The following is a 12,871-nucleotide window of genomic DNA, read 5'->3' as shown; positions in this document are numbered from 1 at the left end:
ACCAACAATTTCGTATGCTTCTTTATATTCCCTAATCTGTTATAGATTTAGCCGTTATGCATGTGAAATTCAAAACGACATTCTTTCTTTTTGCCCTTGTTGCAAGCCTACTGGTCAGTGGCTGCCAAGTGGTCAACGTCAAGCAGCAGGCATTCAATGTCACCATTTCCAATGAACGTGACAGTATTTTAACGCGTGACAAACTCAGTGAAGCCAGTTTAAATGTCCTTTCTATGACAGGTCGGGAAGCCAAAAGCTGTATGGATGATCCCACTGCCTGCTTGGCTGATCTACAACAAATTCCACAGATTCCGCAAGAACAATTGTTTTCTACCGCAAGTGAGTTATATCTTGCCAAAGCGAAACAACTCGAAAATTCATCTGCATGTAAAAGCCATCCCAAAGCCGAAGAAAACCCATCGGAAAAACATCAACATCAGCAAAAACTACATACGGACTGCATTCAACAAGAAGGAGCGATGCTTGATCGCAGTATTCGCTATAGTTATGCGTATTTATTTCACTCTAACCGTGAGCCGCAACAACGTATTTTTGACAACCGCCAAGTCCAGATTCGAGATTTTTATAATCAGGCAATCGCCAAACTTGCTTCGGCTTATCCCGCTCAAAGTATTGATGAACAAAAACATTTGCCACCTAGCGTCCAGATTGGCAATAGTGACTATCGTTTAGATTTCAGTGATTATCCCGATTTGGCAAATCAGCCAATTGAAAGTTATCTCTCAAGTTATAACCTGAACTTTTCAGGTCTACGCTCCATCAACCGCCGTGATGGTTTTGGCTCTGAATTTGTTGTCATTTTACCCAAACAAAAAACGGATGAGGAAAATAAATATATTATTGATCCTCTCAACTACAAATTTAAAAATGGACAAAATCCCAACATTCGTGCCCCACGTTATTTGGCAACGACCATCACCATTGAACCCGCAGCAAATACCAGTTTAAAAGATTTACTCAACGATACACCCATGATGGTCAAAGTTCATGACCCCTATCGCTATAATCGTATTGACATAGAAAAGCACTCTTACCCATTGGCTGCCAATTTTTCTGCACCTTATGGTTTATGGCTGGCACAAAATAATCTGGGAAAATCAGCCTATTTAACTCTGATTGATCGAGACCAGAATTTGGCAATGCCACATTTATATATGCTTGAGCCTTTTAATCCAAATAAGAAAGTGATTGTACTGGTTCATGGTTTAGCCAGTAGTCCCGAAGCTTGGATTCGTTTAACCAACGACATCATGGGAGATCCAGTTTTACGTGAGCATTATCAGGTCTGGCAGGTTTTTTACTCAACCAATATGCCCATCATGGAAAGTCGTTTTCAGATTTATGCCTTATTAAAACAATCTTTCGATTTAATTAATCCCAAAGCACCTGCTGCTACGGATGCGGTTTTAATTGGCCATTCTATGGGCGGAATTATTGCACGTTTATTGGTGAGCAATGCTGATCTGAGTGATGCTGCATTTAAAACCTTGAATAAAGGCAATCTATTTCGTAAATATAAAAATGATCCAATTGTAAAAAAACGCCTGAATATTCAACCTATTACCAACTTCGATCGAGCAATTTTCTTATCTTCACCCAACCGTGGTACAGCTTTTGCGGATTTATGGTTTACCAAAATGGCTCGACGAATTATTCGTGTACCGAGTGTATTTATTGGCGCTATAGGCGATACATTGCAAGGTGATCTCAGTATTAAAAATACCCTCAAAGAACTCAATCAAGGCATTATTCAAAATGGCCCAAGTGATTTAAGCTATAAATCTAAATTTATTGCTTTGACTGAAAATGTGAATCCACCAAAAGGTTTTGTTTTCCATTCTATTATTGGAAATGATAGTAAAAGTAATGATCCCGCAAAAATTACTGATGGTGTCGTTCCTTATAGTAGCGCCCATTTGGCAGGCGCTGCATCTGAGAAAATTATTCACGGTGGTCACTCTATACAAGAAACGCCTGAAGCTGTTTTAGAATTACGTCGTATTTTACGCTTACACTTAATTCAGCATGGTTTATATCAGGCAACTGCAAGTAAATAACGGCTCCCAACAAGCAGGATGTTGTTTAAACGGACAACTTCCTGCTTTTTTATTTTTAGATGATTTCAGCCTATCAAGACTTAAAACAAATCTCTAAAAAGTATTGGCTGGCAAATAGACTTCACCTTTCATTAAAATACGAGCACTGCGGCTCATAATCGCTTGCTGCATTTGCCAGACGCCATTGTGTTCGACCATTTCAGCACCGACAGTCAATGTTCCAGATGGATGACCAAAACAGACTTTATTGCCTGTTTTTGAACTTCTCTTTTCATAAACAATCGTTCCGGGAACACAAGCTGCTGCTGCAATGGCAATCGCTGCCGTTCCCATCATGGCATGATGCAGTTTACCCATCGACATAGCACGTACCACAATATCAATCTGAGATGCATTTACAGTCTTTCCACTCGAACTCACATAGGATTGCGCGGGGGCGGCAAAAGCAATTTTAGGCGTATGCTGACGGGTCTCAGCTTCTGACAAATCAGTAATTAAGCCCATTTTGAGTGAAGCATATGCACGAATTTTTTCAAGTTTAGTAAGTGCTTGAGCATCACTATTAATTGCTTGTTGTAGTTCTGTACCTGTGTAACCCAAATCCTCAGCATGTAAAAAGACCGTTGGAATACCCGCATGAATCATGGTGACTTCAAATGAGCCAACATCTGGAACATCCAGCTGTTCTTTGAGTTTTCCTGTCGGGAAAATGCCTATCGTTGCTTCAGGGTCAACTGCTTCGCAAAATGCCAGTGCAATTTCTGCCGCAGGAAATGTCACACCATCCAGTTCAAAGTCACCCAATTCCTGAACTTGACCATCTACAATCGGCACATGGGCAATAATGGTTTGCTGAATATTGACCTGCCAAATCCGAACTGTACAAATGCCATTTTCAGGAATTCGACTGGCGTCCACCAAACCTTGATGAATCGCATATGGCCCCACTGCCGCAGATAAATTGCCACAATTACCGCTCCAGTCGACAAAAGCTTGGTCTATAGCCACCTGTCCAAATAAATAATCGACATCATGCTCAGGCTGTTGGCTTTTGGCAACAATCACCGTTTTACTGGTACTGGAAGTTGCGCCCCCCATGCCATCAATTTGTTTTGCATAAGGGTCTGGGCTGCCGATCACACGTAATAAAATTTTATCGCGTGCTTCACCTGCCACTTGAGCTGCTTCGGGCAGATCCTTCAGGTTAAAGAACACGCCTTTACTGGTTCCACCACGCATATATGTTGCTGGAATTGTCATTTGTTTCTGAGCAGCCATTTCCTTATTTTCCTATCTTCTATATTGTAAAAATAACTCACCTTGCATGAGTCTAGACAATATCATGAAGCCAAATTGTCGACAATTCTATTCGACTATGGGGGAACTCGGTAAAAACCAGCCTTTTTTCAATATTATTTTGCCATAAAAAAAAGCCCAAGTTGATCATCAACTTAGACCTTTTTAAAGCAAGTAATCTTCAGTCAAATCATGCTTCTTCGTCATCTTCATCATCAAATAGATAACTCATACAGCCCCAACCGTCATAACGACCAGAGAATTGTTCAGCAATATGCCCCAACCATTCCTCTAAATCCACCAAATCATCATGCTCTAAAATCATATTAATATGAATATTGAGTACCCATAAATGAGTTTGATCTTCTTGCTGATCCTCTTGATATAATGAGATTTTTTGTTCTTGATGCAGTAAATGTAGCGCACATTGATCGGCATGCTGCTGCTGTTCAAAGACAATGGTAAATTCAACCTCATAAGGTTCATTGAGGTCACTACCATCTTCAAACATTTGCCACAAGAGATTGCCATTGTCGTTTTCAGGAAATTGTTGATAATCGCGTGTCATTGTTGTGCCCTTATCGTGAACTAGCTGTTGTTATAAAATACAGCTTAGCTCATTTTTATTGCAATTTTACGATCTATTCAATAAAAAATATTGTCAACAATTTAACAATTTGATACATATTTAGCAGTTAAAATGAGGCTGGTAAATCCAGTTCAATATTCTGACGAGTTAAAGGCTGCTGAAATGCCAGATACGAGGCATGCAATGCCATACGAGGCAAAGTAAATCTTTTAGGTTCAGGATGATACAGCTCATCGCCCATAATAGGATGCCCAATGTGTGCCATGTGCACACGCAGTTGATGTGAACGTCCTGTAATAGGTGTCAACTTAACACGACTGATATTGGTTTCAGCATTGTAATTGATGCGTTCAAAAAGCGTTTTGGCTGTTTTACCATGCTCAAAGCTGACCATTTGTTTCGGGCGATTTGGCCAATCTGTAATGAGTGGGACATCAACCGAACCCTGAAGCGGAATCTGACCCTGTACCAAAGCGATATAGTGTTTTGTCACCTGACGTGCCTGAAACAATTTACTCATCGCTACTTCTGCATCGCGATGTTTAGCAAAAATCAGTAGACCAGAGGTTGCCATGTCTAGACGATGTGTGACTTTAGCCTGCGGATATATTGCCAAAACACGTAAATAAGCACTATCTTGATGCTCAGGCAAACGCCCCATAACCGAAAGTAAACCTGCTAATTTATGAATAATCAATAAATCAGCATCTTCATAAACAATATGTAATGGATCTTGAGGTGGGCAATAAACAAATGAAGGATCGACAGGCATGGGGATTTTCACAAACGTGTACAGGTGGGCAACATAGCAATGCCTCTATACCCTGTCAATATTGTTATCTACGGCGATATAAGTACAACTTCGACATTTGTTCTAGATCTAGACGGGTAAATGGACGATTTTGCTGACGGACTTGAGTCAAATAGGCGGCACATTGCGTATTTTGTTCGACCATATTGGCAATTTGCACTGCGTATTCAGGATTGATTTCTGCATTGCACAGCCGTCCAAACCGCGAAGCAAACATGGCGCTCAAAACAAAGACAATAAAACAACCCAGCATTAATTTGGGTACAAGCACAAAAGGCAATTGGCGATATATCACTAAAATAGCCACTGCCAACAAAAATGCCACAACACAAAGAACTGCACAATAATTTCGACAGCGTGGCGCAAGCCGACACAGGCGAGGCAGATCGTTCGCCTGTAATAACCTTTGTGCAGGCATATATAAAATTCTAATGAGTGTTAAACACATAGCGATATCCTATCTAGTGTTTTTTATTCATTTCAGTCAACAAGTCCAATTGAATTTCTTGAATTTGTGCCAGTCGTTCCCATTGATGTGAAAGCAAATGATCTATTTTTTCATGTAAATGGCGAATTTCTAATTCCGCCTTGAGATTAATTTGATAGTCATGTTGAGAACGCAAGCGATCTTTGGCTTCTTGCCGATTTTGGCTCATCATAATGATGGGCGCTTGAATCGCGGCTAAACAGGACAATACTAAATTTAGCAAAATAAATGGATAAGGATCAACAGGATGAACGATAAAAACCACCGTATTCATCACAATCCAAATGATCAAAAAAAGCCCAAAAAGAATCAGAAACGACCAACTCCCTCCAAAACTGGCAATTTTATCGGCAAGCTTCTCTCCAAATGTCCAATTTTGATCGAATTCGGTTTCAATGTTCTTACTGATCAATTCATGATACTGCATACTGCTAATGACCTCTCGCTCTAGATCGGTCAGCTCGCCTTTTTCAGATCTCAGTAAAGAATGAACATATTGAATACGATAATGCGTTAAATCCGAATGGCAAATAAAACTCTTTGATGACCACTCAGGATAATCCTTACGGATTTCCGTTATAATCACATCACGAATCGCATCACTTGGCACAAGTGCTTTTAAAGGAAATTGTTTTTTACATACCGCACAATAATGAAGTGGAGTTCGAGTATCCATAATATACTGATGTTTTTAATCTTATGCCCATCATGATAGCAAGATTTGACCGTTTTATGGCAATCCCTGCATAGTTAATCATGTCAAATCGATTATCTGACAAATGAAACCACTGTGTATGTACACGTTTTAAAAATGGTCGTGCAAATACCAACATCAAAAACCAAAAAATAAGAATAATGTAATTGATTAAAGTAGCGTATTGTAAAACGTGCCTTAGAAACTCATAACTCATAGTATCTCTCCGACAAGGCAGATACCATGCGCATAAACCGAAAGTTCCTAAAAATATAGATCACAGTTGAACTGAAAATTAATGATATATTTTCATTAGTTAAATCAAAATGCTTTTAAAAACCTTAAGTTAATACGATTATCTTCTTTAAAACCATTTTCAACCTTAATATCACGTCCATATGCCACGATCAGTTGGGTTGTTGGTGTTGGGCTAATCCCTGTACCCAGCCAAAATTTGGTTTGTTTTGCAGCATCGGTGGTAACACCCGCCTGTTTAACATCGCCTGCATTGCTATAGGAAATTCCTGCACGCAAATCGACTTTATCACTCAAGAAATAACGTGTATTGGTTTGTAACTGATAACCAATATCCTGCTTGATATCGCCACCCGCAGCGTCGGTATTTTTACCATAAACTGTCATATCCGCAGATACATCCCAAGCCAACTTTGGCGCTAGACGTGTGGTATAAGCAGCCTGAATATTCAATTTATAACGATTTTCACCTAAGTTTAGAGCTTTATTTGATGAATACTCGCCTGTCGGTAAAAATAGATAGGGGGTAATGCCAAAGGTCGAATGTGTGTTAGCATCATGATATAAAAAGAAAATGTTGGCCAAAACAATATCGCCCAAACCACGACTTGAACCCAAATCAGAAATATCCTTACTAGCATCTAGGCGTCCAAATGGAATCAAGATTTGTGGGGCAATATGAATGCCTGCAACATCGGTATAATGTACATAACGTGCAATACCCACATCAGAAGTCAGATCATAATTCCCTACAACCTTATCGCTTCCACTATAAAGTGCATCACGCGTGGCATGTTGATAGTACAAAATGGCTAAATTGGAGCCGCTTGGTGCATAGTCATAATCTCCAGCATCCAAATCTACAGCATGAACTTGACTTAAACTCAGATAAACCGCGATAGCAACAAGGCTATTTTTCAAAAATTTCATATTCCAATCCTTTGAATAACAAACTACTTTAGTCTTACAATGTCTAATTTTTAGACAAAAGATGACTGTTTTCTAATCTACTGTTTTTCTTCTCAAAAAAAGTCATGCGATAGTCGTAATGACTTTTTTTTACTTTATACGATCCAACTATAAATTTTCATGATGACATTATTTAGAAAAAAGAATAATTGTTAGGCTTGACTTGAAAATTAATTAGATTGACTAAAAATTAAACACATCGACAGACTATCCTTGTTTTTCAATAAACATTTTATGGGCTGATTTTGGGCAATATTTTTGTAACTGAGCTATGAATTAGCCATCAGACAATAATTTTTTAATCCTGTTATTTTTTTAAAAATAGAAAGATTTTGAAGATTTTTAGGGTGTCAGGGGAATAACTTCAACAACCATGACTTTGTAAGTGATGACCTTATGCCTATAAACTCTTGATTTATAGCGTCCTAAGCCGAATCGAGACCTTTTGGGTGAGTACACACTTGCGTTATACGCTTTGCTTTGGTGCATGCTACTCTTTTCGATCCCCTTCACACCCTTGAGATATAGTTTAGGGAGTTCAGGATGGGATTGTTTTTCTTAGTCAGAGATTTTTTGAGTTATTTTGATAATTTTTACCTTAAATTTAAAAAATAATGGAAAATATTTCCATATTATAAAAATTAATCGCATTTTAATTACAAAATTAGAGTCTATTTATCATTTTTTTACCAGCATAAATTTAAGTTTATATACAAATGAGAACTAAAAGTACGACTTCGTCATGATCATTCAAAGATGTTTGCCCAATCTAGAAGATCTAATTTCTTACATCTTTCAGACTCATTAATCGATATATACTCACATCAATCCTTTTTGCCTTCACATTGAAGCCATAGCAATACTGAAAAACAATTTTGCCTTTTGGAGAAATTCTGACAGAAAAAAAGTCCAAATTAGCAATAACCGCCACTTTTTCTGGTAATTTTGCATCATTAGACTTTAATCAAGAATCACTAAGCACCATAGTAATCTTGAAATATTGAAGTGATATACAATTCTAATCCATCAATATATCTGCTTAAATATGTACACAAAAATATTTGGTACATGAATTTCTGAGTTGAACTTTGAAATATTTTGAGAGCCAATTTTTAAACAAATACTCTTATTTTTCAAAAACTAAAGAAATTTTTATGGAGAGAAATTAAACTGTGAGAAGTTTTAAGGAAGCTTAAATGAATGAAACAATCATCATGTTCGACATGGATGGAACACTGTTAGATTTAGCATTTGACCAATTTATATGGAATGAACATCTACCTCAGCATTATGCACACCAACATCAATGCTCACTCGCAGATAGCCAAGAAAAGCTTTTCCAGTTTTACCAAAAACATCAGCACACCTTACAATGGTATTCTTCAAAATTTTGGTCAGAAATCGTAGGTAGCGATGTACTACAACTTCAGCATCAATTTCGCCATAAAATTCAAGCGAGATCAGGCTGTCATGAACTGCTACGTGCCTTAAAGCAACATAAACAACAGTGTTGGATTGTAACCAATGCCGACATTGCAAGCCTGGCTCTAAAAATGCAAATGACAGGTCTGAGCAAATATTTTGAACAGATTATTAGCAGTGAAAGTATTGGATATCCAAAAGAACATCCAGAATTTTGGACAACACTACAACAACGTTACCCATTTGACCCTAAACAGTCTGTATTTATTGATGATACTGCTCGTGTTCTCGACAGTGCTAAACGCTTTGGAATTCAGCAGCTTTATACCATTGCCCAGCCCTCTAGCCTTGAGCCTGCACGAGATAGTGCTAAACTAGATTATCCAGTGGTTGAAGAACTCACCGACCTACTGGAGTTACTTTCATTGAATAGACCATATAAGGATATCCATGACAAAACAGCATGACACCCCTCCTGCTGATCATATGCGTGTTGACAAATGGCTATGGGTCGCTCGTTTCTTTAAAACCCGCTCTCTAGCCAAAGCTGCGATTGAGGGCGGAAAAGTCCACCATCAAGGTGAACGGGTAAAAGTTTCCAAAGAAATTCGGGCAGGTATGGAGCTCACCATTCAGCAAGGTTTTGATAAAAAAACGGTCATGATTATTGGGCTAACAGAAACACGCGGCCCCGCCCCCATTGCACAACAACTCTATGAAGAAACCGTGGTCAGTGTCGCCCGTCGGGAACTGATTGCAACACAACGAAAAATGAATAACCTAGCAAGACCTGAGCATCGACCAAGCAAAAAAGATCGACGCCAAATTGGCAAATTTAAACAAGAAAACGACCAACAGTATGCTGAATATTGGTCATATCATGATGATGCTTAGCACGACATATCATGTCGCAGAACAGCAATTTTATATAGCTAATCGAAATCAATTCTGTCACTATGAACATCGTGGACATGCAACAAACCTAAACATCCACTTTGAGTATAGTGACACATTTACATCGTTTTTGAGGTTGTGAGATGGATGAGAATAAAAGCAAAGCGCTCAATGCCGCTTTAAGTCAAATTGAAAAACAATTCGGTAAAAATACCGTAATGCGCCTTGGTGACAATACCGTACAAGCTGTCGAAGCCATTTCAACAGGTTCACTGACTTTAGATATTGCCCTAGGAATTGGCGGTTTACCGAAAGGGCGAATCATCGAAATTTACGGTCCTGAATCATCAGGTAAAACCACCATGACCTTACAAGCGATTGCCCAATGTCAACGCGCTGGTGGTACCTGTGCCTTTATCGATGCAGAACATGCTTTAGATCCACAATATGCTCGTAAGCTTGGTGTAGACATTGACAACCTCTTAGTTTCCCAACCTGATCATGGTGAACAAGCGCTTGAAATTGCAGATATGCTCGTCCGTTCAGGCGCAATCGACCTGATTGTTGTCGATTCGGTTGCAGCACTGACACCACGTGCTGAAATTGAAGGTGAAATGGGCGACTCTCATATGGGCTTACAAGCACGTCTAATGAGCCAAGCCTTACGTAAAATCACTGGTAATGCGAAACGCTCTAACTGTATGGTGATCTTCATTAACCAAATTCGTATGAAGATTGGCGTGATGTTTGGTAGCCCAGAAACCACAACAGGTGGTAATGCACTGAAATTCTACGCTTCTGTACGCCTAGACATTCGCCGTGTTGGACAAGTCAAAGAAGGCGATGAAATCATTGGCTCAGAAACCAAAGTCAAAGTCGTCAAAAACAAAATGGCACCTCCATTTAAAGAAGCACTTTTCCAAATTTTATATGGCAAAGGTGTAAACCAGTTAGGTGAACTTGTTGATCTTGCTGTTCAACAAGAAATTGTACAAAAAGCAGGTGCTTGGTATTCGTATCAGGGCAATAAAATTGGGCAAGGTAAAAATAACGTCATTCGTTATTTAGAAGAAAATACCGCCATGGCTCAAGAAGTTGAACGTATGATTCGTGAACAATTATTAACAACCTCAAATGCAGCTTCAAATCAAGAGAATGAAGAACCTGCTGAATTTTTAGAAAGTTAATATAAACTCCACTAAAACGCCCTACGGGGCGTTTTTTGATTTTTATGGAATCCTGAAATGCGCAATTTCAACCCAGATCATCCGCCACAAAAAACCATGAAAGGCGCACGTCTACGTAGCTATGCCTATGCTTTATTGTGTAAACGTGAATATTCTAAAGCTGAATTAAGAACTAAACTGAACCAGTATGCTGAAGACAACAATGAAGTTGAGCAACTGATTGAAGAACTCAGTCAATATCAGTATCAAAGTGACCAACGTGTTGCCGAGCAAGTCCTGTCGAGCCAAATACGCAAAGGCAAAGGTCCACGACGTATTTATCAAACTTTACAGCAAAAAGAGGTCGATCAAGACTACATACAAGAACAAGTACAAGAAACTGATTGGTTAGAACATGCTTATCGGCTTAAAGTAAAAAAATATGGAACTCAAGTCGAAAAAGATCCAAAATTACAAGCAAAGCAAATTCGCTTTTTGCAATATCGAGGATATGATATGGATGTGATCTTGAAAGCTGTACGAAGAAGTGTACAAGAAGAATAATGGTGGTAGCCCCACTAGCGAAACTTCGGCACATCATAGATCTGCTACCGTTGCTACCTTCCGGTCCTGGCGGGGTTCACAGAGTATAATTGCGAAGCTACCAGCAGGGCTACCATTACAACGACAAGTATAGAGATTTTTAATCAACATGCAATACAAAATTTATTGATTTTAATAAAATCAGAACTGTTTGATTATTAAAGAATCATATTGATTTTATTTTAGCCCAAAATGATGTGTCTCTTGAATCTCTCTCAAAGAAATGCTGAAAATTTGTAAAGCTTACTTGCTTTAAATCCAGTAAAGTTGATAAATAAACGCTAAAATCTTAGCAAGCATTTTTGCTTTGCCTTCTTATTTTGATTTATTCAGGTTCTTCATATGAAGCTTAAAAAGTTAGCATGTGCCCTGCTAGCAGCCACCACTACCGCTGCAGTCTTGGCTGCACCGATTGAAAATGTTTCATTGAGTCAAAATAATAGTAGCGGCTCAACCAATATGACAATAACGAATTCTTCAAGTAGCAATGTTCCTACCAATGTGAACTGGGAACTCATGCAGCGTATTGATCAACTTGAAAATCAGGTACGTAGTATGCGAGGCATGATTGAAGAGCAACAACATACGATTGATCAGCAGCGCCAAGACCTAGACAATCATTACAATGACTTAGACCAACGTTTACAACTCCTTCAACAAAAAGTCGATGGAGATGATGGTTCAGCAGCTTCTGAAGACGCCACCAGTGACGATAGTAGTGCATCAGATGCAACTCCAAGCAACAACTCAACAGCACCAAACAGCACATCTACAACTCCTCCTTCTGTAGCTAAACCAACAACAGATGCAGGAGTACCCCCAGCAAAAAAGCCGCTGAGTGAAAAGGATGCTTATACCTTAGCACTCGATGCCTACAAACAAGGTGGTGCTAAGCAAGCCATCAAACCCATGCAGGATTTTATTAAGAATTACCCAGACAGCATTTATATTGGCAATGCACACTTTTGGCTCGCTGAATTTTATTTGGCAATAGAACCTGCCAATTATAATAATGCTAAAAAGAACTATGAAATTGTGTTTAAACAATTCCCTCAGTCAGCCAAGGCGCCTCGTGCTTTATATCAACTTTATAGCATTGCTAAAAATGTTGATCATAACAATGTTTCTGCCAACCTTTATCGACAACAACTGCTGAAACAATTTCCAAAATCTACGGAAGCAGGCTATCTAAAAAAACCATAAGCTCTGTCAATTATCATAAAAAAGCGCATCATAATGATGTAATGCCAGTCAGTTAAGCAAAAAAAGATAAATTGCTGTAAAAATGAGTGTATGCAAATACACTCATTTGACTCAGTAAAGAAGGTCATTTACTTAGCAACATCAAATGCTGCGAAGAAATGGACGATGCCAATTCAAAATTGGCGTTTAGCAATGAATTGGTTTACGATTCAGTTCGATGATCGATTAAAAGATCATTTATAAAAAATGGAACTTACACAAAATAATTTACAGGCTCTATTGAGGCATACGCCTTTAGAGTCGGCAGGTAATTTGCCTAGACATTTAGAGCATTTATTAGAAAGTTCAAAAATGTATGTATTACCTGAAAAAAGGCATAGGCTGTGTCCAAGAGTAGTTAAAGC

General features: G+C 38.7%; 13 protein-coding genes, 1 other RNA gene and 1 pseudogene. 7 read left to right on the top strand and 8 right to left on the bottom strand.

What is annotated here, in order from left to right:
• Positions 1-56 precede the first annotated feature (56 nt).
• Entirely contained in the window at positions 57-2,078 is a 2,022-nt protein-coding gene (locus GBN19_RS08975) for an esterase/lipase family protein (RefSeq protein WP_151710357.1), read from the top strand.
• A 93-nt stretch (positions 2,079-2,171) separates the two neighbouring features.
• On the opposite strand, the gene prpF is transcribed toward GBN19_RS08975, so the two are convergent.
• From prpF to GBN19_RS08940, 7 genes are all read right to left on the bottom strand, one after another.
• Entirely contained in the window at positions 2,172-3,356 is a 1,185-nt protein-coding gene (gene prpF / locus GBN19_RS08970; protein ID WP_151777896.1) for a 2-methylaconitate cis-trans isomerase PrpF, read from the bottom strand.
• Positions 3,357-3,564: 208 nt separating this feature from the next.
• Positions 3,565-3,942 (bottom strand): ribonuclease E inhibitor RraB, encoded by a 378-nt coding sequence (locus tag GBN19_RS08965; protein ID WP_151777895.1) that lies wholly within the window; start codon positions 3,940-3,942, stop codon positions 3,565-3,567.
• 127 nt (positions 3,943-4,069) lie between these two features.
• Positions 4,070-4,735: a pseudouridine synthase gene (locus tag GBN19_RS08960; protein ID WP_151777894.1), complete on the bottom strand. Its 666-nt coding sequence runs from the start codon at positions 4,733-4,735 to the stop codon at positions 4,070-4,072.
• Between the two features lie 64 nt (positions 4,736-4,799).
• A complete protein-coding gene (locus tag GBN19_RS08955) occupies positions 4,800-5,192 on the bottom strand; it encodes a hypothetical protein (protein WP_151777893.1) in 393 nt (130 codons plus the stop codon).
• Positions 5,193-5,235: 43 nt separating this feature from the next.
• Positions 5,236-5,937 (bottom strand): DUF1003 domain-containing protein, encoded by a 702-nt coding sequence (locus GBN19_RS08950; RefSeq protein WP_151777892.1) that lies wholly within the window; start codon positions 5,935-5,937, stop codon positions 5,236-5,238.
• Positions 5,897-6,172 (bottom strand): DUF6868 family protein, encoded by a 276-nt coding sequence (locus GBN19_RS16355; RefSeq protein ID WP_375707865.1) that lies wholly within the window; start codon positions 6,170-6,172, stop codon positions 5,897-5,899. Before GBN19_RS16355 ends, GBN19_RS08950 begins: the two co-directional genes overlap by 41 nt.
• 104 nt (positions 6,173-6,276) lie before the next feature.
• On the bottom strand, positions 6,277-7,140 hold the full coding sequence (locus tag GBN19_RS08940; RefSeq protein WP_151777891.1) for a transporter: 864 nt from the start codon (positions 7,138-7,140) through the stop codon (positions 6,277-6,279).
• A 1,235-nt stretch (positions 7,141-8,375) separates the two neighbouring features.
• Between GBN19_RS08940 and GBN19_RS08935 the strand changes: the two genes are divergently transcribed.
• The 4 genes from GBN19_RS08935 (at position 8,376) to GBN19_RS08920 (ending at position 11,225) form a co-directional block, all read left to right on the top strand.
• Positions 8,376-9,068 carry an HAD-IA family hydrolase gene (locus GBN19_RS08935; protein ID WP_151711006.1) on the top strand — a complete coding sequence of 231 codons (693 nt, stop codon included), beginning with the start codon at positions 8,376-8,378 and terminating at the stop codon, positions 9,066-9,068.
• Positions 9,052-9,495 (top strand): RNA-binding S4 domain-containing protein, encoded by a 444-nt coding sequence (locus GBN19_RS08930; RefSeq protein ID WP_151711005.1) that lies wholly within the window; start codon positions 9,052-9,054, stop codon positions 9,493-9,495. The genes GBN19_RS08935 and GBN19_RS08930 overlap by 17 nt, the downstream gene beginning before the upstream one ends.
• 143 nt (positions 9,496-9,638) lie before the next feature.
• Positions 9,639-10,682, top strand: a complete 1,044-nt coding sequence (recA, locus tag GBN19_RS08925) for a recombinase RecA (protein ID WP_151711004.1) — start codon at positions 9,639-9,641, stop codon at positions 10,680-10,682.
• Between the two features lie 57 nt (positions 10,683-10,739).
• Positions 10,740-11,225, top strand: coding sequence for a regulatory protein RecX (locus tag GBN19_RS08920; RefSeq protein WP_151777890.1), 486 nt, complete (start codon positions 10,740-10,742; stop codon positions 11,223-11,225).
• A gap of 9 nt (positions 11,226-11,234) precedes the next feature.
• Here GBN19_RS08920 and ffs read toward each other — a convergent pair.
• Positions 11,235-11,331: signal recognition particle sRNA small type (gene ffs / locus GBN19_RS08915), an RNA gene on the bottom strand.
• Positions 11,332-11,606: 275 nt separating this feature from the next.
• On the opposite strand from ffs, the gene GBN19_RS08910 reads away from it, so the two are divergent.
• Together GBN19_RS08910 and GBN19_RS08905 are read left to right on the top strand one after the other, a co-directional pair.
• Entirely contained in the window at positions 11,607-12,467 is an 861-nt protein-coding gene (locus GBN19_RS08910; RefSeq protein ID WP_151777889.1) for a YbgF trimerization domain-containing protein, read from the top strand.
• A gap of 102 nt (positions 12,468-12,569) precedes the next feature.
• A pseudogene (locus GBN19_RS08905) lies at positions 12,570-12,710 on the top strand (IS256 family transposase); the annotation flags it as partial.
• Positions 12,711-12,871: the final 161 nt, after the last annotated feature.

Origin of the sequence: Acinetobacter brisouii (genome assembly GCF_008993995.1) — a bacterium.
GTDB classification, from domain to species: Bacteria; Pseudomonadota; Gammaproteobacteria; order Pseudomonadales; family Moraxellaceae; genus Acinetobacter; species Acinetobacter brisouii_A.
The sequence above is the reverse complement of the archived record's forward strand: the minus strand, read 5'-3'. Positions and strand labels throughout refer to the sequence as shown.